The following is a 24,297-nucleotide window of genomic DNA, read 5'->3' on the forward strand; positions in this document are numbered from 1 at the left end:
CTAAGTGGAAGACTCACTACTGGCTGTCTGAATTAAGACGAATGTTCCCAACAATGACGCCATGGCAAAGAAGGCTATTCATCGTTTCTTCATATTTGCTTGGTGATGAAGGAAAGCACTGGATCGAACACAATAAAGCGAAATTCACCTTCATAGACGCGCTATATCGTACTTGGGGAGCAAAAAGGAAAAGCGCATCTAACTTAGAGGATGCACTATGATCTCAGAAACGACTTTCTCCAAGAAGTTTACGTCCTTCTGGAATGAGATTCTGCCAAACTCAAAAAATTACATTCGACTTATAAACGGGGGATTAATTGAAGCCCTGTATGAGCCGTTTGAGGCGGCTGAACGAAAGCAAAACACTGCATTGGTCAACGTATTATCTTTCGATATTTTAAGAGCCTTATGCAATAAAAATGTACTTATCGGCGAAGTTAGCTCCCCTAATTTTTTTAACGGAGACCTCTTCGCAGCTTTACTTGATCAAGGATTAAACTATCTATCCAAGTTCAGCTACGGTAAAGATTGTAATCTGCCATTATCTAATAGAGAAAAGGAGCAAATTAGGCAACTATTCCAAATGATGTACAATCGATATGTTGCTGGAAACTCAAGCATTGAAGTGGATCCTTCATTCGACGGTTGCGGGTTCATAAACATGAGTGTAAGCGTTCATTCTAAGGCGCTCTATTCCAACTAACTCCCGCTCGTTAAGCTACGCTTCAAAATTCAATCTTTGAGGTAACCAGCTAATGAAAAACAAACGTACATACCGAACTGCAGATCAATGGCAAAACATCATCCGGAAGTGGAATGAGTCAGGACTCTCTGCTTCGGCTTTCTGTAAAGCAAACCAGCTTGGTTATGCAAGCTTCTGTCAATGGCGACAGCGCTTAGCACAAAATACCAATACTGCAGAATCCAGTGACTTCATTAACTTATCTCCCTTGCCAATGAACAGCCAGGTTTCCGGGGATCGTTTTCATCTTAATTGTCGTATTGGTAATTGGTTTGAACTGAGCTTGCACCGATAATGTTTACACCATCACCTCACTCTCGTATTTGGCTCTATACCAAGCCCACCGATATGCGCAAATCATTCAAAGGATTAATCGGCCTGGTGAGAACAAAGCTTCGCGAGATTCCGAGTAACGGACAGTACTTTGTCTTTATAAATCGACGTAAAACCCACATGAAGATTTTATATTTCGAGCCATCTGGTTACTGTATTTGGACCAAACGACTGGAGCAAGGGCAATTTAATTACAAAGCTGATGCGGCTGAAAAGCAAGGATTGAATACCGCTCAACTGCAATGGTTGATCGAAGGCATCGAAGTGCAAAAATATCGCCAGTTCAAGCGTTACAGCCATGTGATCTGAGTCGGTTTCGGATATAATCCGGAACCATGGATGATACCGTAATTGAACCACTCCCGCCTCAAGAAGCTCACAGTAAAGTGCTGCAGGAAAACGCGCGTTTACAGGCTCGTGTGGTCGACCTTGAACGGCAACTTAATTGGTATCAGAAGCAGGTTTTCGGCAGTAAAACTGAAAAGCGCGTATTGGATCCCCCCGAACAAACACACTTCCATGCTCTGTTAGGTGAAGTGCCTGAACCTCCACCTGAGCCGGAAGAAAAGCAAACCATCACTTATCATCGAGGTGTGGCATCAAAGCAACGCCAAGAAGATGATGTCAACGGCAGAGGCTTGCGTTTTACCAATGATGTTCCGGTGCAGGTGATTGAATTACTGCCGGATGAGCTTAGAGGGGAGGATGCAGATCAATACGAAATCATTGGCACCAAGGTGACGTATCGCCTGGCACAACAGACTTCAAATTTTGTGGTTCTCCAGTTTGAGCGTCCTGTCATTAAGCGCAAGTCCGAAGACAAACCTATTACGCCACCGGCACCAGACAACGTGCTGGAGCGCAGCGTCGCAGATGTGAGTTTTATTGTGGGGTTGCTCATCGACAAATTTCTTTACCATCTTCCGTTGTCGCCAACATCAACGCTTAACACGTTCCGGTGTTACCCTTAGTCGAACGACCTTAACCAACCTGAGCAAACGAGCCATTGAGCTACTTCGACCTATTGCTGTAGCCCAACTTGAACATGTCTTACAGAGCAAAGTGTTGGCCATGGACGAAACGCCCATTAAAGCCGGTCGGCAAGGACTGACGTGGTCTAATAGATTTGTACACACCAGTTAAGAGATAATCCTCAAAACTGGAGTGAAAAATGGCTGTAAGAAAGAAGTACTCAAAAGAATTTAAATTAGATGCGATTAGCTTGGTAATAGATCAAGGCTATTCGAAGGCAGAAGCGGCAAGAAATCTTGGCATTAATCCAAATGTGCTTGGACGTTGGATTAAAGAGCATGAAAATGATGACGGTCATGCGTTTCGTGGAAATGGAAAACTGACGCCTGAGCAGGAAGAGCTTCGTCGTTTGCGAGAAGAAAACAAACGACTAAAGATGGAGCGCGATATATTAAAAAAAGCGGCCACCTTTTTTGCCACGGAAGCAAAGTAAAATACGCTTTCATCACCCAGCATAAAAAGGTGTGGCCCGTTGGCATTATGTGCCAGCAATTGGGTGTAACGCGCTCAGGCTATTACAGCTATTTACAGCGTCAAGACAATAAACCTGATGATCCGACTCATTCGGAGATGATTGAGTGGATACAAGATATAGCCAAATCAAGTGATGATACCTATGGCTATCGCAGGATGAAAACAGCATTAAATGTTTTGGGTTACCCGGTTGGCCGGAACAAAACCAGAAAACTGATGAAAGAAGCGGGAATAAAAGTCAAACACAAGAAGAAATACAAAGTAACGACAAACAGCAACCATAAGCAGCCGGTTTTCGATAATCTTCTCGATCGTGAGTTTGCTGTTGAGCAGCCTGACCAGGTCTATGCGTCCGATATCACATACGTCTGGACACAGGAAGGTTGGTTGTATTTAGCGGTAGTGATAGATCTTTACTCTAGAAAAGTAGTTGGATGGAATATGAGCTCACGCATGAAAGCGCAAATGGTTTGTGATGCGCTCAAAATGGCAGTTTGGCAGCGTCGCCCTGAAGCTGGGCTAATACACCACTCTGATCGCGGCTCACAGTATGCCAGCAGGGATTTTAGAAAACTTCTTAAACTACATGGTTTTAAAGGCAGCATGAGTAAGAAGGGTGACTGCTGGGATAATGCCGTCGTTGAAAGTTTCTTTGGCACTTTAAAGCAGGAGCGAGTTCAGTGGAAAAGCTATCAAACAAGAGCTGAAGCTCAGCGGGACATCCTGGAATATATTTCTGTGTTTTATAACAATGAGCGGCTGCATTCGTACCTCGATTACAGAAGTCCGGTACAGTTTGAAAAAGAAATGGTTGAATTAAGAAAAGTAGCTTAACTGGGTTGTACAATTTTGCTTGACCACGTCAGACCGGGTAAACTCAAACAATGTTGGTTTTGGCCCATTTTCGGAGAAGAAAATGAGGTGGTATTTACGTTCGCCAATACCCGAGGTCGGATGCACATTGAGAAGACGTTAAAGAAACACTTTACCGGCACGTTGTTGACGGATGGCTATTCCGCCTATGCCAGTTACCAAAAGCAAGTAGATGGATTGATCCATGCACAATGCTGGGTGCATGGTCGTCGAATGCTGTTGGAGGCAGAAACCCAGGAGCCGGAGGCGGTACAGCAGGCATTGCGGATCATTCAAAACCTGTATGCTCATGAAGAGCTAATTCGGGAACAACGCCTTGCCGGTGAAAAGAAACGTCATTATCGGCTTACTCATAGCAAGCCATTGGTTGATGCGTTCTTCATCTGGTGTGAGCAACAGATAGGTCGTCCCGATTTGACACCCAGTGATGATTGGTTAAAGAGTCTCAACTACATGCTTAAACGGCAAGACCAATTGCGGGTGTTTCTGGAAGATCCGGATGTAGCAATGGATACCAATCACCTTGAGCGGGAAATTCGCCCGATTCCTCTTGGCAAGAAGAACTGGCTCTTTTGTTGGACAGAGTTGGGTGCGGAACATGTAGGTATCATTCAAAGCCTGATCAGTACGTGCAAGCTTCATGATATTAATCCAACCACCTATCTGATCGACGTGTTACAACGCATTGACTATCACCCGGCAAAGGAAATCATCGACCTCACGCCACGGGTCTGGAAAGAAAAGTTTGCTTCCAATCCGTTGCGTTCGATACTGGATAACTCTCGCAATGGCAGATAAGAAAGTTTACCAGGAATGGAAGACAAAGGCTGAGCAAGTCCGGCAAATCAGCTCAGACAAGAAACTGGCTCGTTGGCAGAAAGCACATCTGGCGGGAAAAGCATTAATGGGCATCGACCTGAACGGACTACAGTCGAAGCACCGACGAAAATTTCTCAACACCATTAGCCAAATAAACGGGATTCTCGCCAATTACCAACTTGATAGTTTTGATGATTATCAAAAAATTTCAGAAGATGAACTATCAGAGATTATCCGTTTGTTGAAAGCACTCACCCCACCATGATGATCTAGTCAACTGCGTCTTAGTATGAACGCTTACACATGAGTTACGGTGATTTAATATCTAATTATACGCTTGTAGAAATAAAATCTGGCGAGAGAAGTTTTAGCGTTACAGATATAAGGCAGGTCCTCGTTTACCTGACTCTAAATCACTATTCGCTTAGTCCATACCAAATTGACTATATAGAACTGTTTAATCCTAGAATGGGAATTTCATTTTCAGAGGACGTAGAAGGGTTTTGTAAAAACATAAGTGCTCTAAATAGCCAAGAGCTATTTTCAGAGGTTCAAAAGTTCATCGTAGATAATAATTTCGTAGAGGTGTTCGGAACGTAAAATCCCAGAAAAAACCAAAGTAAAAAACTCTACATTTGGTTTTTTCTCAATCTCACATCATTTTTACGACAGAAACCTCTCAACTAACAGCACCAATCATGCTTCAATCAAATTCAAAATCTGCTGCCGTACATCTCGACCTTCTGAGTCTTGCAATACAGCCATGATAAACAAGTAATTATCGCCTCCTAACTCAGCCCATTTTTCTCCAATCGCTCGTTTTTCTGCTGAATCATCATTTGAGACATAAGCCTCCCCTTTATATTCAACGACAAGCATGCGACTATCCTGTAGCTGGCATATAAAGTCAGGGTAAAACTTTCCATGCGCCAGAGGAAGCCAGAAAGATGAATGATCTCGTTTAACAAGATTACGAATCCAATATTTAACCTGCTCCATACCATCAAGAGCCTGGGCGCAGGCAAATTCTTCACCCGTCGCCTTCAAGTCTTCTATTAGATTCTGAGGAAAGAAGTGCTTCTGAAATTTATAGCGTCCGCTGTAATACGGACTTCTAGACGGGTATTGCTCTGGCCTAAATTCATATACAAATTCATCAGATAGGCATGCATTAGATTCATTGCCAAACAGAGACTCTTGATAACCCTCTTTCTGAGCTTTTTTACGATGTAGTTTGATTTGCTCTGCAATCGCCCGTGACAAAGGATATTTATTTCTCACCAAGGCCGTCAAACTGATATTGTGCTGCTGACAGAGCTTATTAATTAATATGGAAATGAATTTGATAAGTTGAGATTGCAATATATCCGGTTGACGCAGCTCTCTATCTAACCAGCGAACTAAGTCATTTTCCGTAACATCCATAAAGCCCTGGTTAAAAGCAACAACCTCTTTTTCGTCTGCTACTTTGTATGAAAGCGAATTACCGTCAATGTCGATGTTGAAGCTATTCGTTGTTTCATTTAGTCTAAAATTCTTCAACTCAGCAGGATAATCTAATAGATTCCAGTTATGGGCGTGTAAGAAAACCTCAGGCTCTACTAGCTCTAATTCCCCTTGCAAATCAGCGCACACTAGCGGAAGTGAACCAAATGACTCACCGGCTTCTGAAGGAGCTTTTGCCGCTTCAATGGCTTGGTTGTGCACTCTTACGTCGCGATCGAGCTTATCTTTGTCTGCTTTTTTACTTACATACTTTTTGAGCGCTTTGTGGATAGTTTCGGAAACTTCACCTGTTACCCTCACTACGGCATTTCCATCATCGGTTTTAGTCATTGCAAACTGTGACTTTTGATCCTCAGAGAGTCCCGACAAATCAGGTATTTCTGGCAATTCAACAACAATCGACTGGGGCGGAGCAACAGGTCTGCGAGGCTCTTCATATGCCGAACCAGCAAACATATCGCCTTGACCTACCGTAGGGGCTTGCTCCTTAAGAAATGCCGCAACTTCCATTTCCTCAAAGCCCATCGCAATTAGTTTGTCAGTCAATTCTTGTGCTGCTTTACTAAATTTACTTGTTGCTAGATGAGCATATGCTCTATTCAGATCCTCTATGACCCTTCGCTTTGCAAAGGGCATTCTCAAAACGCGGCCAAGTAACTGTTCAGCGTCTTTGCTGCTAGAGACTTGTTTAACGGAACAGAAGACATAAGCAAAGGAACAGTCCCAACCTTCTTTTAAAGCCTCGATTGTAATAATGTACTCTATCGGACAGCTGTCTTCAAAAAGATTAACACCGTCCAATTCGCGCTGGTTCCCTGTAGCAATGGCAATTTTACTTTCGTCGATGTTTAACTCATTCGTTAGATGAGACTTGAGAACCTCTACTGTAACTTCACCATTCTTTGGCTCAGCCTGAAACAACGCAATAGGACGTATATATTCTTCATCTTTCTGAGCATCATTTTCCAGTTTATTGCGATTAATAACGGCATCTTGAATCGCATCTTGCCAATTCTGGTGCTCTGTAAGCACAATAGGTAACTTGATCATTTCTTCAGCTTTAAGTTCAGATGCTGAAACGTGAAACAGTACATTGCTACCATTCGAATTCGTTGTATTCGGCGTAGCAGTTAGCTCAATTACAGCTGCAGGATGAACTCGACGTAGCGCCTCAAATGTAAGAGAGGTTCGAGCATTATGAGCCTCATCCACAATAACCAAAGGCCTATAGATAGCTAATAAATTCGCAAACGAATATTTAATCTTCCCTATTTCCCTCTCACTGAGACCATTTTCCTTAATATCCTCTTCTGACACCCTTTCAAGAATACTCATGGAAGGATGATTGGCTGGCACCTTAGAAAAGTGTGGCTCAAAGTTTTCGTGGTAAGCGTAAACCTTGCGACCAGATGTATCGGTAACGCGTAAATTGGCAAGAGTTGATACAACAACAATTGCTTTGTTTCCGATATCTTGAGGCCGGACCTGGGTAACCTCGTCAATATCAAGCACCAATACTTGATGATTAAATGCGGTATCAAGCTTTGCTCTATAAGGGTGCCCAGGGGTTTTTAGCGCTTCTACCGTTTGCAACCGAATCGTATTTGTAGGAACCAACCAAAGGGTAATCGGAGCATCAGTATTTAGATATTTTCGTGCAGTAACCTCAACAGCATGAGACCCTAAAACAGTCTTACCTCCTCCAGTAGGAATACGCAAACAGACATAAGGAATCTCTTCAAACCCATAATGCTTATAGGCCAAAGCTGGCATACCCTGATCTTCTAATGTATCTCGATAAGCATCCTCAACATTCGATTGCTGGCAGCGAAGCAAAAAGCTCTCTAGACTGTCTACAGCACGCTTTTGATATGATTTTAATGCAAACATAAGAATTCCTTTCTAAAGCGCTGAAACATCGTAAGGGATTTGTTTAAAGGTAATGTTCGCTTGCTTCAAGCGAGACTCGCCTAGTCGTGTAGATTCGCCATATACAATAATCTGCTTACCGTTATGCTCCTCAATGTCAGGCAAAGATTCTAGCACTTTACTCGTTAACACATTGCCACCTTGCGGTCTTCTATCACCCAAAATACCGTTGTATAACAAGTAATAAGCAATATCTTTATATGAGCCTAGATAAGCAGAAGAATCGCATTGGTTTAGAGGGGTTTTAGTCTCCAAATACCAAATATGGGCAGCTAATGTTGGGAATTTTATATCAGAATTAAGGCAACCATACTCGTCGAACACCGCTTGACCAAGCTTGTAAAAGCGAAAGCCTCCACCTTGTTTCCAGCCACTACTCTCAGAAATCCCACCTTGTTCACCATTTATTACTTGCTCTAGTCTTGGCTGACAAAGTGTGCGAGCATGCTCACCAATTTCAACTCCAACGTAACGACGGTTCATTTTATGCGCTGCCGCAATTGTAGTACCAGAACCCAAAAACGAATCCAGCACATAATCCCCTTCTTCAGTAGCTATACGTAAAACCCTCTCTATCAAGGCTTCCGGTTTTGGCGTAGCAAAAGACGCTTGTCCAGGAAAAAGCTTTCTCATCTCATTTTTCGAAGTTCTATTACTTCCTACATCTTGCTTTTTCCATAACGTTCTAGGCACCAAATCAGATACTTCAGAAAGAAACTTTTTTATACTTGGTCTTGCATTTCCAGTTGGGCCCCACCAAATTCTATTATCTTTATCTAACTCTCTAAGCTTTTCCTCTGAAATACGCCAGAACCTACCTGGAGGAGCAGAGAACACTCTTCCAGTAGGACCTTCTATCGTATACAAGCCTTTTGAATAAGGTTTATTCGCATAAGGATCACCCGGTAACCAAGGGCCACGGGGGTCGTCATCTGGATTTGTGTAAATTGAATTTGATTCTTCTGTTCTAGGTAGGCGCCGAGGTACCCATTCACTATTCTTTGAATAAACAAAAATAAAGTCATGATCAGAAGAAAATTGTTTTGCTGAATTTCTTGGAGAATCAGCTTTTTCCCATATCACACTAGCTACGAAATTATTCCTACCAAATATTTCGTCCATCAAAACTTTCAGGTAATGAGCCTCATTATCATCGATTGCCACCCAAATACTACCGTTGTTGTGCAATAGTTCCCTTAGCAACTCTAATCGAGGATACATAAGAGTTAGCCACTTACTATGCTCCAGATTATCATCGTAATGTTCAAAAGCAGACATAGTATTGTATGGGGGATCGATAAAAACGCATTTTACCTTCCCTGCATAAAAAGGAATCAAAGCTTTTAGCGCTTCTAGGTTATCACCCTGAATAAGCAGGTTTTGGTTATCCTTATCACCATAAGAAAGCTCTGGTATTTCTTCTAATAGGCGATAAGCGCAATGTTTGGCTTTAACAACAGCTTCTTCTTTATTCAGCCACTGCAATATTGGCATACTGTTAATTCTCTACTTTTTTGATGTTGCTTAAGTCGTTATTTGGACAACTCAAATTGCCATAGCGGAAGGCGTTCCCATTCCAATGGAAATCCCATTCTTTTGTAATCGATATCATATTTCTTAATTAATTCAGCCAAGCCTTTTGCCCAATTAGATTCTGGACAAATAACCGTCATTAGGTGTTGAACAACAACCAATGTGTTATAGATCTTATGCTCAGTCTTATTCGCACTATCGACGTAAATATTATCTCGAAGGCCTGCAGGTTTACCTCTCGGCAATGGCATCTTTTTCGTCAAATGCCTATTCCATATTCGACTATGATGAGCGCAAACGTTTCGTACATAAGTTATGTGCTCCAAGAATCCTTCTAGAAAGCCTTCATCAAACTCGTAAGTCTTGGATATGTTACGCCTAACATTGTATGCCTTTAAGTTTGCATAAAGACGTGACAACAACCCCAGTGACATAACCTCACAACTCACCCATGCAGGTGGTAACTCCTCGTCGTAATTGTCGTTGTAATGCTTAATAAAAACTTCATCACTTCGCTCAACATGTTCTTTCAAATCTGCAATGTCTTTAAAAAGTCGCCTCTCGTCTTTTCTCAAACCTTTTGTATTTGCGAGATAACCATGTGGCCCATATGCATGACTGATGTGATATGCCCACTGAGTTCGAAAAGACACTTCAATTCGTTCAATCGCATCTAGCAAGTGCAAACGAAATTCACGGTCAAATAAGTAGTGATTGAGTATTGTCTCGAACTGAGTGCCGTCGGCAAATTGATGAGGGTTACGACTAGTTTCAAAAGGAAGCCAATATGCTTCCAAGCGGTAATAGTTGATATGGGATAGATAGTGAACTGCTTTCTCTTTGTCAGAAAAGCACATGCCTCTACTAGCAAGAAGCTCTAATTGATCTTCAAAGCTCTTTGCTGGCTTATTAAATTCCAAACTCACCCCTGGATTATTATAGTTATTTAGGGCCAGAAACAAATAACCCGCCAGTTTGAGGATATTCCGAAGAACATAGCCTGGGCGGGTATTGTTGGGAGTAATTATAGTTTTTACTCCTCAATTTTCAAGCATTCTTGAACTTCTAAACCCTAGATTTCATCACAGTTTACAAATTATATAGGTCATTATTGAGTAATTTTTTATACATTTCAATCACCTATAAAGTCCGATTTTTTCTAGATAGTTCCTATACCCGGCAAACACTCATCCTCAGCTTCTGAGTTAACTCTAATAAATTTTGTTGGCCTGAAAATAGGTGCGCAAAACTCACTAGAAACTGCGATAACTTGGTTAAAATCTAATAAACTAATACCATCGATTTCATTGATGCTATTGGAAAACATCGCCGGGCTATGTCTTCCCAAATATTCTGTCGTGTATTGATAAACATCTAAGAATAAAAGTGGGCTGATAGCGCGAATATTCGAATAACAATCCATCATGATAAACTTATAATCTTCGCGCTTTCTTAAAAGGGATTTTGCTTCATCCATCAGTTTAGAAGCCCACTCAAAATCATCAATAAACCCCGAAGATCGAAGGCATCGAAGTGCAAAAATATCGCCAGTTCAAGCGTTACAGCCATGTGATCTGAGTCGGTTTCGGATATAATCCGGAACCATGGATGATACCGTAATTGAACCACTCCCGCCTCAAGAAGCTCACAGTAAAGTGCTGCAGGAAAACGCGCGTTTACAGGCTCGTGTGGTCGACCTTGAACGGCAACTTAATTGGTATCAGAAGCAGGTTTTCGGCAGTAAAACTGAAAAGCGCGTATTGGATCCCCCCGAACAAACACACTTCCATGCCCTGTTAGGTGAAGTGCCTGAACCTCCACCTGAGCCGGAAGAAAAGCAAACCATCACTTATCATCGAGGTGTGGCATCAAAGCAACGCCAAGAAGATGATGTCAACGGCAGAGGCTTGCGTTTTACCAATGATGTTCCGGTGCAGGTGATTGAATTACTGCCGGATGAGCTTAGAGGGGAGGATGCAGATCAATACGAAATCATTGGCACCAAGGTGACGTATCGCCTGGCACAACAGACTTCAAATTTTGTGGTTCTCCAGTTTGAGCGTCCTGTCATTAAGCGCAAGTCCGAAGACAAACCTATTACGCCACCGGCACCGGACAACGTGCTGGAGCGCAGCGTCGCAGATGTGAGTTTTATTGTGGGGTTGCTCATCGACAAATTTCTTTACCATCTTCCGTTGCATCGCCAACATCAACGCTTAACACGTTCCGGTGTTACCCTTAGTCGAACGACCTTAACCAACCTGAGCAAACGAGCCATTGAGCTACTTCGACCTATTGCTGTAGCCCAACTTGAACATGTCTTACAGAGCAAAGTGTTGGCCATGGACGAAACGCCCATTAAAGCCGGTCGGCAAGGACCGGGTAAACTCAAACAATGTTGGTTTTGGCCCATTTTCGGAGAAGAAAATGAGGTGGTATTTACGTTTGCCAATACCCGAGGTCGGATGCACATTGAGAAGACGTTAAAGAAACACTTTACCGGCACGTTGTTGACGGATGGCTATTCCGCCTATGCCAGTTACCAAAAGCAAGTAGATGGATTGATCCATGCACAATGCTGGGTGCATGGTCGTCGAATGCTGTTGGAGGCAGAAACCCAGGAGCCGGAGGCGGTACAGCAGGCATTGCGGATCATTCAAAACCTGTATGCTCATGAAGAGCTAATTCGGGAACAACGCCTTGCCGGTGAAAAGAAACGTCATTATCGGCTTACTCATAGCAAGCCATTGGTTGATGCGTTCTTCATCTGGTGTGAGCAACAGATAGGTCGTCCCGATTTGACACCCAGTGATAATTGGTTAAAGAGTCTCAACTACATGCTTAAACGGCAAGACCAATTGCGGGTGTTTCTGGAAGATCCGGATGTAGCAATGGATACCAATCACCTTGAGCGGGAAATTCGCCCGATTCCTCTTGGCAAGAAGAACTGGCTCTTTTGTTGGACAGAGTTGGGTGCGGAACATGTAGGTATCATTCAAAGCCTGATCAGTACGTGCAAGCTTCATGATATTAATCCAACCACCTATCTGATCGACGTGTTACAACGCATTGACTATCACCCGGCAAAGGAAATCATCGACCTCACGCCACGGGTCTGGAAAGAAAAGTTTGCTTCCAATCCGTTGCGTTCGATACTGGATAACTCTCGCAATGGCAGATAAGAAAGCTTACCAGGAATGGAAGACAAAGGCTGAGCAAGTCCGGCAAATCAGCTCAGACAAGAAACTGGCTCGTTGGCAGAAAGCACATCTGGCGGGAAAAGCATTAATGGGCATCGACCTGAACGGACTACAGTCGAAGCACCGACGAAAATTTCTCAACACCATTAGTCAAATAAACAGGATTCTCGCCAATTACCAACTTGATAGTTTTGATGATTATCAAAAAATTTCAGAAGATGAACTATCAGAGATTATCCGTTTGTTGAAAGCACTCACCCCACCATGATGATCTAGTCAACTGCGTCTTAGTATGAACGCTTACATTGATTCAGCACAGTTTAATCCTGTTAGACGATCAAAAACATCTATTCGGAGCCTTTGGTCAGAGGGTTATGATCCCCAGATTCAGTATGCGGTATTTAATAGTGCCGTTGATTACCTTTTTACAGAAGGGGAAGACAATATAGGTGCTGGCGTTGAGTCAATCTTCAACATTTGGTTGAGAATTAGGAATAACCCGAATCGTATTGGTGACTTTCATGACGAAACTACTTACGAGTTTATCGAGGAAAATTCTAATGAAGTTTGGTGGGTTACTTACTCATTTATAGAAGCTTTCAATGAGGAGCTTGGGCCTCTTGGAATTACATATGAAGAATATGAAGATCAATACATAGAAATACATCAATCTTTATAGGTTAAACACAAATATTTTAGGCTACTCACTTAACTAGTAAGCCAAAGTTGGTATTTCAAAACATGAAGAGCAGAACAATCAATAATAATATCACATAAATAAGGTTTTGCTCTATATTCGACCAGATCAACCATAAGTAAGAACGGGCATATCTAAGGTACTGGTATGCCTGTTCGTACTCTAGATCCAATAATTCGAAAATTTTCCACCTTTTGCTTCACCTTCAGTGACATTCAATATTGATTCTTCGTTGCTTATAGATTCATCAGTTTGCATTTGGCTACGAATGCCTACAACTAAATAAAAGAATAGGACGCACCCTAACCAAATACTCAATCTGGTAGAGAAACGCTCTACATGATTCGAATGCGTCTGCTGAAAACAAATCGCGCCCCCGCTACCACACACAAACCCAGTTGCATTTAACGATGCAACTGGGTTTTGTTTTATGTGGGTATAAATTTCTTATCCCTCTTTCTTTGTCTCAACTTCTGCCAAAAAGTCTTCTAAACAATTTCTCGCTTCGAAAGCTGCTCTTTTTTTAGAATGGAGTAACTCATACACAGATTTTCATTCTTTAGTTCAGCCATTTAAGAAAATAAAATGCCCTAGCAACCACCAAAAATGGCAACACGCTTCTCCAACGATATTTCGCCAAGCAGGTCACTCTAAGGGAAATTTACACGTCATACCCCAATTTCACAGCCCACTTTCCACATATTGTTTCAATGTTTCTTTTGTCCACAACGGGCAGATTACAGGAACTTGGAGGTTTTGAACTTCTCTCCAACTTATAACCATCGAATAGATCCCATTCCGAAAGGCCCAGCTTTTCACTAAAAACCGTGGCAGGATCTCGAATCAAGTCTTCATACCGAATTACGATAATTCTGTTTTTGTTGCTGTCGATAATGGATGCAATATAGCTCCAGAGCAAACAGCGGCGAATGGCGGGGTCGGATGCTTCCCTGATTTGCTCCAGATAGGCCAAAGAGTCCGTTGATGCGTATTGGATTGAATAATCCATGCCCAGAATATCCAGAATACTCGCAGGGACCTTTCTCAAGAGTGCGAACGAATTAACCCATGACGATATATTGTCAAAAGGATTTCGAATCAACGCGATAAGCGTAATATCCGTTTCTTCCAGAATAGTATAAATTAACGGCAGTATTCCCAGATTTTTTTTAAACCCCAGGCGATATCCGGAACAGGTCACTTGCTCGGGTATCCAAGGAAAACGCAGGTTCATGTATTTTGTGTCTTCCGTATACTTGGTCATCACCGGTTGTTTAATATCAATGGCCTGACGGGTCTGACCAAGATAACGTTGAATTAGGTCAACTCCATGTTCAGTAAATAGGCTGTTCAGACCAGCAGGTTCGTTAATGATCACATGATTTTCAAACTGATTCATCAGGGAACAAAAGTACGAGGTTCCTGAACGTGGAAACCCCGTTACAATAAAATTGTTAGTCACGATGCTTTACCTGAACAATTGATATAGCCATATTGCGCCATTACATCCCGGTGCCGCTCCAAAATCATGCTCGCCTGCTCCGGTTCCAACTTTGAGGCTGCTCGATGCATTTCGCCATAACCGAAAAAGGGGTTTCCACCCAGATAATTTTCGCTGAATCCGGATTTCTTTTCCAAGACGGATAACTGTGAAAATGCGACCGCATCAACGGTATCCCGAATTCGTTTGATACCGATTTGAATACCAAGAAATTCCACCAGTTTGGCAAATTCTTCAACCGGATTCAAAAGCAGTTTTTCATATTGGAGGACGCAGATAGGAAAGGCCTTACTTTCAGTCCATGATCTCACATGCCAACTCCAATCCCCCAAAAATTGCGGAACCTGGTCGTAGCCTTTGTTTGCTTGGTTTGCAAGACACATATCTGGATCGCACAATGAATTTACAGCCGCTTCAACAGAGATTGACGAGAATTCTGAATAGGATACAGCCACATCATAAGGATTTCGGACAATGTAGATGCCGCATTCAGCACCCTGTGAGTCGATTAAGTGTTCGCCCGTCACCTTATCAACCAAGGCGTCATGAATTTTAATAAACTGCCGATGACTTAGGCTCTTGTTATGGGCCTTGTAAACCAGTTTTCTTAATCGATGTAAATCATAATAAGGAATATACTGGCTTTCATAGCCCAAATACGCTTCGATAAAGGAGCGGCTACTGGCTATCACACCTCCAACCAGGTGCTCCAAATCAGGTGTCTCTCCTCCGGTATTCAAAAGAGCGGTTAAAAATGCCCTGACCCAGGTATTACCGCTTCTAGGATAAGATGCGATCCACACAATTGAAGCCATAACATCCCTTAAATCAATGCAGATAGAGTATTTTAGTTGGTTAGGGAAGCCTGCCCAATGAGTTTTGCCAATGCGCGTGGATGACAGCCCTTATTCGGGCGAACCAGTAACCATGTCGGCACATTTAAAGCAACCACGTACCGTAAGTTAAAAAAAAGTTCTATATCAACCATTTCCTCAATGAATTGAGACGCGTAAGTGGTGTTAACGATCCATTTTAAAGCCTCCATCGGTTTGAGCCCGACACATTCGGGCCTCCCTCGATTATCGTTTTCCAAGAAAATTAATTTCGTCAACGGAAAAGCTTCAACCTGATTTGAACACCCTGGCTCTACAAAAAACTTGCCCATGAACGGCGTTACCGGCTCATATCTAATGTGCCCCTCTCCATAGACGTCGAGAATATCCTGCCATAACATCAACCGACGTTGGATCGGATAGACAAATACATTGTTGCCCCGAATTTCAAGTGCACAAAACCGGTCACCGAGAAGCTCCCAGCCCTGTCGACAGAAATGAAAAGCCAAGGTTGATTTTCCAGTAGCCGCGCCACCCGCAAAAACCATAGCCTCCCGACCATTAGTCACGGCAGCCCCCTTGAGTAAGAGAACCCCCCGTTGCAACAACAATACGCCCAATGCCGTATCGGTCAAGTGCAGAGAGACCGCAGCCATATTGGCTTCAGGGGCCGGCTCGACGTTTATCTGGTCGCCATTGCGGATGAAATAGCGAGCGGTGTTCGCAACATCAACAAGACAATTCCCTTTGGACACTTGAAATCCTGGGGTAACTCGCTGAGCGCCGCGTAGGATCGGCGAAACCTCTACATTGCAAATTTCAATTTGGGGAACATCACGATATTCAAGCCTTACGAGATCTAGCAAAGGAAATGCGCTAGTCAGCTTGAGATCTAATAGTTTATAAAATTGGTTCATAACGAGTGGAAAGTTTAACTATACTTTAGAAAAGAATACAACACAGTAACCCATTCCGTTTATGTTTTTCGCAACATTTCAATCCGGGGAATCATCCCCCCTATGCATCAAAGACAACAAATCGATACTTAAGTCAATCAGTGGTAAAGGCGAGGTTGTCGAACAGACATGGTCGGATCGTCAGCTCCATATCCTTCAGGCCGTACCTGCATGGAAGGCGACCTCAGTTCCCAAGCTACCTATGAATGACGCTCAAGAATCTGTAATAGTGGTACTATGGGGCAGAATAGACAACCGAGAGGAATTGAGCCAACTACTTAACCGCCAATACCATAAAACCGAATTTCATGACGAACTATTGATTCGTCTGGCCTACAAAAAGTGGGGGGAAGCCAGCTGGAAAAGGCTAATCGGAGAATTTGCTTTTGTTTTATATGACCGAGATGAACGAAAATTGTTTGCCATCCGTGACCCTATTGGCAATAGACCGCTATTTTACCGTTTTATTTCAGGAGAGCTGACAATTTCGAGTAGCGTAAGCCCCTTCTTTCATACAAAACAGCATCCAGGAGATCCCGAACCCGAATGGATGGCCCGCTATCTCATCGATATAAGCGCCGATCACCAAAGAACGCCCTGGAAATCAATCTACAAATTACCTCCCGGGCATGCTCTTTGTACTACAAACGAAACTCTTAACATCAACCGTTTCCATGATTTTACGGCACTTTCAAGTGAGAACGACTATGCATTTGACGACTGGGTACAGGCTTATGGCAGACTACTGGAAGAAGCCGTTCGCTGTAGATTACCCGCTTCGGGATTGATCGGATGCGAGAGCTCAGGTGGTCTTGATTCCTCAACGATTCTGGGTATGACGGCAGCCATAAAAGCGGATACAACAGATGACATTCATGCATTCGGCTTGTCGACGATGAAGCAAGATCCACAATTCATCCTTGAAACCAGCCACTATCATGGAATTGTAAACAACCACATCCTGATACCTAAATATCGAGCGAATCAGGATGAAACGCTGAATTTGGCATTCCGAGCATCAGGTTATCCCATGGAAGTCGGGTATTGGCAACACTGCGAATCGTTTTGCCGGATTTGCAATCAATTGAATATCCGTTTGCTGTTATCTGGTTTCGGTGGTGATGAAGTGGTCACCAGTACCGGGGAGGAACGGATTTTAGAGCTCATGCAAAACGGACAGTGGTGGCAACTGGTTTACTGTTTGGATAATAATCCGATTAAAGGGGTGCTCCGCGCCTTTAAAATCGGATTACACAACAATTGGGGCAAGAAATGGCAGAACCCGGTAGTAAAGACTGTTGCAATGAAAAAGGACGCCAGTCAATATTTGATCTTGAACGCTGATGTGGCAAAAAAATGGGACTTGCGATCAGACTATTTGCACTCCAATGATTTTGCAGTCCACCCGCAGTCAATCAATAACCGGAGCGTGGCGCACTTGACAGCGCCCTATTTATCTACCCGACTGGAAAATTGCGCACTAATAGCCGCATACTATGGAATCGAATACAGTTGCCCACTGATTGATCAGCGATTGCTCGAGTTTTATCTGGCGACTCCATCCAGCGAGAAATGGCATCGCGGCATCAACCGTTTTCTCCATCGGAGAGCAGTCGAGAAATTGCTTCCTCTCGAGGTCCAGTGGAAAAAGGATAAATCTATGGGACCGGTTTTTAATGCCTCACAAAAACGAGAACTTAGACTTGAAGCTTGCGTCAACAAAGCGACACTGTTGCTGGATAGTCTTCACCCCGGCTTGGCTGAGTTGATTGATTCCCATCTATTACGGGAACAAGTTCGAGCTGTTCAACAAGGAATACGCAACAGAGTGCTATGTTACCGGTTTGTGCGAAACATTCGAAATTTGGATACACTTAACACCTGGTTGCAAGCATACTACTCGTAATTAATTGGAAGTAGTGCCCTTCCAGCTGACCAATGGTGATGATCCAGACTTTTAAGCCAGCGCCTCAATCCGGGACAATACCGGTTCCAGTGACCTCTCGATAGCATCAAGACACCACGGCCGGTGATAGCGGAACAGGGGAATAGATTGCGCAATCTTAGCGCAGTGATCAAATTGATAGGGAAAGGTTCCAACATGGAGCGCAAATCTGATACGGTAAATATTTTTTACCAGCAGTGTTACCCCCTCTTTAGGTGACACTGGAGAAACATACGGTTTTCCTGCGGTTCGAGTTAAAAAAAATATGGCATGAAGCGGTCTAGGCGTTGCAACAAATTCATTTTTCAATTGACAATGGTATTTACTAATACCTCTGGGATCTTTTACCAACTCAGCCGTATCATAATTGAAAAATGATGCTGTATCCTTCCATAACTTCAGGTAAGGTTGGCCAGGATGAAATTCATAATAGCCTGTGGAGCCGTCCTGCTCCAACACCCCTAGATCATCACTGATCAATTCCAGGTCTCGCTGAAATAACGCCGCTGCCAGAGTGGATTTACCCGCACCGGAATCACCTGCAAACGCATATGCACGCCTTTTGTATCCAACAGCACTGGCGTGCAGAGGCAACCTACACTTTTTATGTTGGATAATTGCGAAAACACTGGAATATAGATACAGTCGAATTTCTGCTGGTGTTCCGCCCAAACCATTATCTATGATGACAACACGATCATTCAGACACAGGTAACGCGCGATGTTTTCTTTTGTGAACTGGAAACCGGTCTCGCCGATTTGCAGTCTACGGGTTATGGGCACCCCCGATGTCAATACTTCCGGGACACAACCAGCAACTATACTTATGTCCGGCGTATCTGAAGGGGGTACCGGTTTTAGCTCCGGCAAGTCCATTTCAGAGGCTACCTTCAGTCCACCGATAACATAATGTCTCATAACTGTGACGGAATCCATGCTTCATTCAAAATGCCACCTTTGATTATCTGTGGAGTGACAACATCCCAATTGGTATTACCTTCTAACAACACCGGACCCGATTCCGATATAACAATATCCCAAGCAACACTAGCAAGATTGGCGACCAGTTTATGAGCGCTTAGGGCAATTTGTATCGATTCCTGCCAATATGGCAACGCCCAAGTTGTCAACGAATCCAGATTTAGTAACACCGCACTCTCTTTACCGACCAAGGGTAACACCAGGGGTTGTAAAAAGCCGGTGCCCTCATCCACGGGGCAAACACCAAGGAAAGGGGTGTTTTCATGCTGATAAGGAATTTCCAGATAACAACAATAAACACTTCGATCGTTATTCGTTTGGACGGTTATCACTCTTAGAACAATGGTATCAAGAACATTAGTCAGGTGAGCCATTTCTGGATGATTATTTAGAAAAGGTTCAACAAGGTAATCCTCACGACTAAACTGACGTGTCAGAAATACTTCGGCAGCGTCACCGCCGAAAGACTCTCCGGCTAACGTGCTAACCTTGAAAGTTCCAAGTTTCCCATCGGTATTGATACAAAATGCACCATTACCTGATGAGCCCCGATTGGGTTTGCAAAAAAGCGGCTGAGATGACAAGTTCAATAGGACTTGGTGGTTAATTTGACGACCACGATGAATATATAGCAAGGTTTCCACTACCGGGAGTCCAGCACCAAAAGCTTTTTGGGCAAACAAATATTTATTGCTTACCAAATCAACCTCGTCGGTTACATATCGCCCTTGATTGCACCACACGTGAAACGCCGGTAACTCCAGGTTGTACACGTAGCTCAGTATTTGCTTGCGTCGACCGGGAAGGTAGAATTTAAAATAGTAGTAGTTTATTGGCGGAACACTATAGTAAAGAACCAAGTAGAGCACACCCACCAGTTGTCTCAATATAGACAGCCCTGTCTCTTTTTGAATTTGCGGCCCCAAAAAACGAGTGATGGTAAAGCTTCTGCGCCAACCGGAAAAGCTAACCCACCGTACGAAATAAAATACATTCATAAACAATCGAACCATAGGGTGAATCTTGTTATAGTTCAAGAACAATAGCTTAAGGTGAATGCGAGAGTATTTCTCTTTCCATTCAAACAAATAATTACAGTAGATCAACCCCATGGGGTGTCGTTTCTCAACTATCCAGCGCCGCCACGCCAATTGCCACCTATGAAGGTGCATTCGTCGCAGTACCACCCATCCCCTCAGCAGGAAGAGTACTTGACACTTTGCCAAAGGTTTCGCTTATGTCAAGCCGCTCTACTTTGGGAGCTTCAAAGGGCCGTTTTTCGTGGCTCTCTGAGCTAACAGAGCCGTTTTTCAGTGGTGTTGAGTTGAGCTTATCTTTGTCTTTCATCGCGACGATTCCTTCTAACCTAGGTTAACAAGTTCAAGCTTTTGCAATTCTTTCATAAAAGCATTTACGGTATGGCAACATGTATCCCTGTCAACATCAAATTCATCAAATATGATTTGGTAGAGATCCTTGACGAGTGTCGGGTTATCAATAATGTCCCATATTCTACTGGCAACCGCGTTCAAGCCATAGTACTGCCCATTTTGAATTGACAATATGACAGTCTCACCTGACAAGTCTACAGACAGTAGTTGTGGATTTTTTTTGACTTTTTCTGCTCCGGTAATTTCATTGCCCAAAATATTTTCACCGGTACTGCTTTCAATAGTGTCCATGATTGCCTTTTTTATTGTGATTTATCGAATATCAAGATCATAATTCAGCCGGTTCAATAGATCGCCGGCAATCTTCTTGAGGAATAAAACCGTCTGATGCGAAACTTGATAAGCCTGTCGGTCTTGCTGATCCACGTCCGGCATGATTACGTTTTTCGTCCGGTTGGGGCGAATCACATTAGAAGGCGAAGTGCACAAAAAGCGGCCTATCTGATGTAGCGTATCCTCAAACTGATCGTCCAGACTCTCATAGCGAACAGCCATCACGGCCTCATTTTTTGATGCTATATCAAGCCAAGGGCCGACATGGTAATACCAGCGATGGAACATAGACGGCAATTGCTCCATATGGTACCTCATACAGTAGCCCAAGGGCGGTGCTTTTATGAACGAATCAAAACTTAACCCTTTAGGACCTTCCACCCACCCGACTTTGTCGATCAAACGCCAATAGCTGCGCAGCGTATCAATAGGATGACGGTAGATATATAAAATTTTAAAATGAGACGTCAGCAAGTCAAGATTATCGTGAAAAAAAACCATCGGATGGTGTGACTTGATTACATTTTTCAGTCGGTAACCGGTCATCGTGGTAAAAAAATTTCTAATGTCGGCAGTAGAATAAAAGTTAACAGGAACTGATCCCCAATCGAAATTAAGCCATGGAAAAGCAGTATAATTGAAACAGTTTTCCAAGGAGTTCATCAGAAAGTGAGTCCCTGAACGCTCGTGGCTGACCACCAGGACACGGGGACGTTGCACTTCATTGTCGCGAAATTCGGTTATCAGCTTAATATCCATAGCACTTGCTTCATTTCAAAATTGATACTCAAACAAACTAATATCTTTATGATAGTAGTTCGCAACAGCGCTCTTGGTTTCTTCGCTATAAAAGTTGCGGTAGTCTATCTCACCATTGAATTTAATTGACTCGTCCGGCTGAAGAATTCCTTTTTGTACCAATGCATTTTTTAAATGATCCTGCGCGGTGTTTTTCCGCTGAAGAACCGACTTACCTTCTACCCCTAATTTCCGCACTATGCTTGAAAAATTTTCGTCTAGATTCTCGTATCTGGCAATAAAATCAACACATTGTCGCCCCTCATCATCAAAGATAAACTTGTACTGCGGCAGTAGATGTCTTTTCTGGTCTAAAAAAGAATCTGCCTCACTTTTCCCTTTTTTACCTTTTTGTGGGTACTGACCAGGCATATTGCACGGGACATAATCCATCACAAATTCCCTAAAAGTGTAGACGCCGAGGTATCTGAAAAGATATTCAGACAAAAGTCGACTCCACGGATTTCTAACAAAAGCGAATTTAAAATAGCGTTCACATTGCCGTCGACTCAAGTACCCCAATGCCAAGTACTCTGACATGGTCAAGTGGGTTAAGCGCTGAGGACCGTGAGCAGGAACGTCATTGAATCCCAAAAGCAGATCGGCGCGGTTTTCCCAAGTAATACCGGACACGTCCAGAAAATAGTGCAAAATACTGGTGCCGCCTGTTTTCGGTATATGGACAAATACACATTCAAGATCGTGAGATATCATAGGCTATTTATAATTACTTAGCAGTTTAAGCTGTTTCACAATTTGAGTAACGGGAGTTTCCCAAGTGCCGGACTGTATTTGACGAAATAATTTAGTTTTGGGATACCACGGGGTTAAAGTCTCTGTCAGTCCCCATCGCCAGCAATTAACGTAGGGTAACAGCAAGTAGACCGGTTTACCCAGCGCACCTGCAAGGTGTGCAACCGCAGAGTCAATCGAAATGACAAGATCAACCCCTTTGATAATCGCTGCAGTATCGTAAAAGCTACTTATATAGGGTGAGGCATCAACTATTCCGGAACAGAACGGGTATTTTACCAAGTCTTGCTTGTGTTCGTTGACTGCCAAGCTAATGAACTGAACTCCATCGAGATCGAATATTGGCTTAAGCGCCGTCAAGTCGATGTGTCGGGGATAGATACCCGCTACATCATTGCCATGCCAAAACACGCCCACTTTAAGTCCGTCCGGTTTGATCAGTCCCGACAATTGGTTAATTTGAAAGATTACTTTCTCTTGAGCGACATGAAGATAGGGTCTGAATCCATTGCCTTCGGGGCAATCTTCAACTTCTTTTAAAAAAGACTCCATTGCAAACATCTCCGTCAAACCGCTCAGAGTAAGCCAACGGTCAACTCGGTGAGTTACCGATTCCGTAACGAAATCATCTATAGCATGTTCTGCTGAGTCTTCTTTAATTTCTATTTGACAGAGCGGACCGAAACTAAAGCGAAAAAGGTCGTGGAGTGCTGGGGAGCAGATTAAGGTAATATGTTGAGCTCTTTGTGCGAGTTCAGGAAGGTACCTTGAAAATTGGATCGCGTCACCGAAGCCTTGATCGGCAATAATGACAATCCTTTCATTCGCCAAAGGTTCGCCTTGCCAAAGGTTGTTTTTCTCAAACAATTGCCGCCCCCGTATGGACGGAGCAAGATGCTGATGCAGATTATAGCACTTCCATCCTGTTTGAAAGTGCCCATGAGCCAATAAGAACATTCCATAACTGTGGGCTGCATCCCATTGCCAGGGGCGTAGACGATGTGCCAGTCCGTACCATTGTTGTGCCGACTCAAAATCCTTGGAGTAATATGCCAATTTACCTTTGGTAAGTAGGGCTTGATGGTTAGAAGGATCAAGCTCCCATGCCTGCTCACTGAGCCGTGCGGCAGTAGCGTAAGCTCCTCCCTCCAACAAAACGCTCGCCTTTTTGGCGACGACTTCTGCACTTTCCGGTCGGCCCATTAAAGCGGTATCAAAATGTTCTAGTGCCAATTTTGGAAAACCTTGGAGGAGGCAAAGATTGCCTAACCAGAATTGTGCTGCGGAGTGGTCTTCATTTTGACAAACCAAGTGTTCCAAAATTGCCCTCGCCATCGGCAGGAACGTGCTGCGGTATTGCATCAAGTTAATGGCAATAAGCAGCAACGTTTCTTGATTGTCGGGATAATGCTGGAGCGTTTCATGCTTGAATAACGTTAAGGTCTCTTGAAGCAAGTGAGCTGCAAGGCGGTGATTTCCTGATAACATTTGCCAGTAGGCAAGTTGATTCCGGATGATTATGTTATCGGGAGACATATCACTCTGAAGGGTTAATTTCGTGATCTGTTGTTCCGGTGCTTGTAAGGGCGCTCCATAATATAAAAAATGTGCGACTCGGTTTTGCTCTTCATCAACTTTCATAGTGGAGTGGATTATATTTAAATATTA

General features: G+C 43.3%; 25 protein-coding genes and 1 pseudogene. 12 read left to right on the forward strand and 14 right to left on the reverse strand.

Annotated features, from left to right (window positions below; genetic code table 11):
* The first annotated feature begins 217 nt into the window (after positions 1-217).
* The 8 genes and pseudogenes from OLMES_RS18130 (at position 218) to OLMES_RS18165 (ending at position 4,538) form a co-directional block, all read left to right on the forward strand.
* The gene (locus tag OLMES_RS18130) at positions 218-703 is read left to right on the forward strand and encodes a hypothetical protein (RefSeq protein WP_087462556.1); all 486 of its coding nucleotides are present in this window, start codon (positions 218-220) and stop codon (positions 701-703) included.
* A 52-nt stretch (positions 704-755) separates the two neighbouring features.
* Positions 756-1,037, forward strand: coding sequence for an IS66 family insertion sequence element accessory protein TnpA (gene tnpA, locus OLMES_RS18135; RefSeq protein ID WP_087462557.1), 282 nt, complete (start codon positions 756-758; stop codon positions 1,035-1,037).
* Entirely contained in the window at positions 1,037-1,384 is a 348-nt protein-coding gene (gene tnpB, locus OLMES_RS18140) for an IS66 family insertion sequence element accessory protein TnpB (RefSeq protein WP_087462558.1), read from the forward strand. The genes tnpA and tnpB overlap by 1 nt, the downstream gene beginning before the upstream one ends.
* Positions 1,385-1,410: 26 nt before the next feature.
* Positions 1,411-2,046: a hypothetical protein gene (locus tag OLMES_RS18145; RefSeq protein ID WP_087462559.1), complete on the forward strand. Its 636-nt coding sequence runs from the start codon at positions 1,411-1,413 to the stop codon at positions 2,044-2,046.
* On the forward strand, positions 1,961-2,218 hold the full coding sequence (locus OLMES_RS18150; RefSeq protein ID WP_087462560.1) for an IS66 family transposase: 258 nt from the start codon (positions 1,961-1,963) through the stop codon (positions 2,216-2,218). The genes OLMES_RS18145 and OLMES_RS18150 overlap by 86 nt, the downstream gene beginning before the upstream one ends.
* 28 nt (positions 2,219-2,246) lie before the next feature.
* Positions 2,247-3,415, forward strand: a protein-coding gene (locus OLMES_RS18155; RefSeq protein WP_087459752.1) for an IS3 family transposase whose coding sequence is annotated in 2 segments (ribosomal slippage) — positions 2,247-2,508 and positions 2,508-3,415 — 1,170 coding nt in all. Because the reading frame shifts where the segments join, the coding sequence is not laid out codon by codon here.
* A 33-nt stretch (positions 3,416-3,448) separates the two neighbouring features.
* Positions 3,449-4,252: pseudogene (gene tnpC / locus OLMES_RS18160) on the forward strand (IS66 family transposase); the annotation flags it as partial.
* On the forward strand, positions 4,242-4,538 hold the full coding sequence (locus OLMES_RS18165; protein WP_087462562.1) for a hypothetical protein: 297 nt from the start codon (positions 4,242-4,244) through the stop codon (positions 4,536-4,538). The pseudogene tnpC (OLMES_RS18160) and the gene OLMES_RS18165, both read left to right, overlap by 11 nt.
* A gap of 431 nt (positions 4,539-4,969) precedes the next feature.
* Here OLMES_RS18165 and OLMES_RS18175 read toward each other — a convergent pair whose 3' ends face one another.
* The 4 genes from OLMES_RS18175 to OLMES_RS18190 form a co-directional block, all read right to left on the reverse strand.
* A complete protein-coding gene (locus OLMES_RS18175; RefSeq protein ID WP_087462564.1) occupies positions 4,970-7,669 on the reverse strand; it encodes a DEAD/DEAH box helicase in 2,700 nt (899 codons plus the stop codon).
* Positions 7,670-7,681: 12 nt separating this feature from the next.
* On the reverse strand, positions 7,682-9,202 hold the full coding sequence (locus OLMES_RS18180; RefSeq protein WP_087462565.1) for a site-specific DNA-methyltransferase: 1,521 nt from the start codon (positions 9,200-9,202) through the stop codon (positions 7,682-7,684).
* Between the two features lie 38 nt (positions 9,203-9,240).
* Positions 9,241-10,161, reverse strand: a complete 921-nt coding sequence (locus OLMES_RS18185) for an Abi family protein (protein ID WP_087462566.1) — start codon at positions 10,159-10,161, stop codon at positions 9,241-9,243.
* 239 nt (positions 10,162-10,400) lie between these two features.
* Positions 10,401-10,718, reverse strand: coding sequence for a hypothetical protein (locus OLMES_RS18190; protein ID WP_087462567.1), 318 nt, complete (start codon positions 10,716-10,718; stop codon positions 10,401-10,403).
* A 127-nt stretch (positions 10,719-10,845) separates the two neighbouring features.
* Here OLMES_RS18190 and tnpC (OLMES_RS18195) point away from each other — a divergent pair, with 127 nt between their 5' ends.
* Genes tnpC (OLMES_RS18195) through OLMES_RS18205 form a run of 3 tightly spaced genes read left to right on the forward strand, consistent with a single transcriptional unit; the run spans position 10,846 to position 13,120 of the window.
* Positions 10,846-12,423: an IS66 family transposase gene (gene tnpC / locus OLMES_RS18195; protein WP_198343027.1), complete on the forward strand. Its 1,578-nt coding sequence runs from the start codon at positions 10,846-10,848 to the stop codon at positions 12,421-12,423.
* Positions 12,413-12,709, forward strand: coding sequence for a hypothetical protein (locus OLMES_RS18200; RefSeq protein ID WP_087462568.1), 297 nt, complete (start codon positions 12,413-12,415; stop codon positions 12,707-12,709). Before tnpC (OLMES_RS18195) ends, OLMES_RS18200 begins: the two co-directional genes overlap by 11 nt.
* A 24-nt stretch (positions 12,710-12,733) precedes the next feature.
* On the forward strand, positions 12,734-13,120 hold the full coding sequence (locus tag OLMES_RS18205; RefSeq protein WP_087462569.1) for a hypothetical protein: 387 nt from the start codon (positions 12,734-12,736) through the stop codon (positions 13,118-13,120).
* 679 nt (positions 13,121-13,799) lie between these two features.
* Here the strand turns inward: OLMES_RS18205 and OLMES_RS18210 are convergent.
* From OLMES_RS18210 to OLMES_RS18220, 3 genes are read right to left on the reverse strand one after another with little or no spacing between them, the layout of a single operon-like run.
* Positions 13,800-14,600 carry a sulfotransferase domain-containing protein gene (locus OLMES_RS18210; RefSeq protein WP_157678371.1) on the reverse strand — a complete coding sequence of 267 codons (801 nt, stop codon included), beginning with the start codon at positions 14,598-14,600 and terminating at the stop codon, positions 13,800-13,802.
* Positions 14,597-15,454 carry a sulfotransferase domain-containing protein gene (locus OLMES_RS18215; RefSeq protein ID WP_087462571.1) on the reverse strand — a complete coding sequence of 286 codons (858 nt, stop codon included), beginning with the start codon at positions 15,452-15,454 and terminating at the stop codon, positions 14,597-14,599. The genes OLMES_RS18210 and OLMES_RS18215 overlap by 4 nt, the downstream gene beginning before the upstream one ends.
* A 32-nt stretch (positions 15,455-15,486) precedes the next feature.
* The gene (locus OLMES_RS18220) at positions 15,487-16,227 is read right to left on the reverse strand and encodes a hypothetical protein (protein WP_087462572.1); all 741 of its coding nucleotides are present in this window, start codon (positions 16,225-16,227) and stop codon (positions 15,487-15,489) included.
* Positions 16,228-16,450: 223 nt separating this feature from the next.
* On the opposite strand from OLMES_RS18220, the gene OLMES_RS18225 reads away from it, so the two are divergent.
* Complete coding sequence (locus OLMES_RS18225; RefSeq protein WP_087462573.1) at positions 16,451-18,334, forward strand: asparagine synthase-related protein; 1,884 nt, start codon at positions 16,451-16,453, stop codon at positions 18,332-18,334.
* Positions 18,335-18,385: 51 nt separating this feature from the next.
* Here OLMES_RS18225 and OLMES_RS18230 read toward each other — a convergent pair whose 3' ends face one another.
* The 7 genes from OLMES_RS18230 to OLMES_RS18260 all read right to left on the reverse strand — a co-directional run bounded on the left by OLMES_RS18230 (position 18,386) and on the right by OLMES_RS18260 (position 24,270).
* Entirely contained in the window at positions 18,386-19,291 is a 906-nt protein-coding gene (locus OLMES_RS18230; protein WP_087462574.1) for a phosphoenolpyruvate carboxykinase (ATP), read from the reverse strand.
* Positions 19,288-20,367 (reverse strand): sugar-transfer associated ATP-grasp domain-containing protein, encoded by a 1,080-nt coding sequence (locus tag OLMES_RS18235; protein ID WP_157678372.1) that lies wholly within the window; start codon positions 20,365-20,367, stop codon positions 19,288-19,290. The genes OLMES_RS18230 and OLMES_RS18235 overlap by 4 nt, the downstream gene beginning before the upstream one ends.
* 145 nt (positions 20,368-20,512) lie before the next feature.
* Positions 20,513-20,701, reverse strand: a complete 189-nt coding sequence (locus tag OLMES_RS18240) for a hypothetical protein (RefSeq protein ID WP_087462576.1) — start codon at positions 20,699-20,701, stop codon at positions 20,513-20,515.
* 14 nt (positions 20,702-20,715) lie between these two features.
* Positions 20,716-21,036 carry a PqqD family peptide modification chaperone gene (locus OLMES_RS18245; RefSeq protein ID WP_087462577.1) on the reverse strand — a complete coding sequence of 107 codons (321 nt, stop codon included), beginning with the start codon at positions 21,034-21,036 and terminating at the stop codon, positions 20,716-20,718.
* 21 nt (positions 21,037-21,057) lie between these two features.
* The gene (locus tag OLMES_RS18250) at positions 21,058-21,837 is read right to left on the reverse strand and encodes a sulfotransferase domain-containing protein (RefSeq protein ID WP_087462578.1); all 780 of its coding nucleotides are present in this window, start codon (positions 21,835-21,837) and stop codon (positions 21,058-21,060) included.
* A 15-nt stretch (positions 21,838-21,852) separates the two neighbouring features.
* Positions 21,853-22,590: a sulfotransferase family 2 domain-containing protein gene (locus OLMES_RS18255; RefSeq protein WP_087462579.1), complete on the reverse strand. Its 738-nt coding sequence runs from the start codon at positions 22,588-22,590 to the stop codon at positions 21,853-21,855.
* A gap of 3 nt (positions 22,591-22,593) precedes the next feature.
* The gene (locus OLMES_RS18260; protein ID WP_087462580.1) at positions 22,594-24,270 is read right to left on the reverse strand and encodes a glycosyltransferase family 9 protein; all 1,677 of its coding nucleotides are present in this window, start codon (positions 24,268-24,270) and stop codon (positions 22,594-22,596) included.
* Positions 24,271-24,297: the final 27 nt, after the last annotated feature.

The sequence above is a fragment of the Oleiphilus messinensis genome (assembly GCF_002162375.1).
In the GTDB taxonomy this organism is placed as follows: domain Bacteria; phylum Pseudomonadota; class Gammaproteobacteria; order Pseudomonadales; family Oleiphilaceae; genus Oleiphilus; species Oleiphilus messinensis.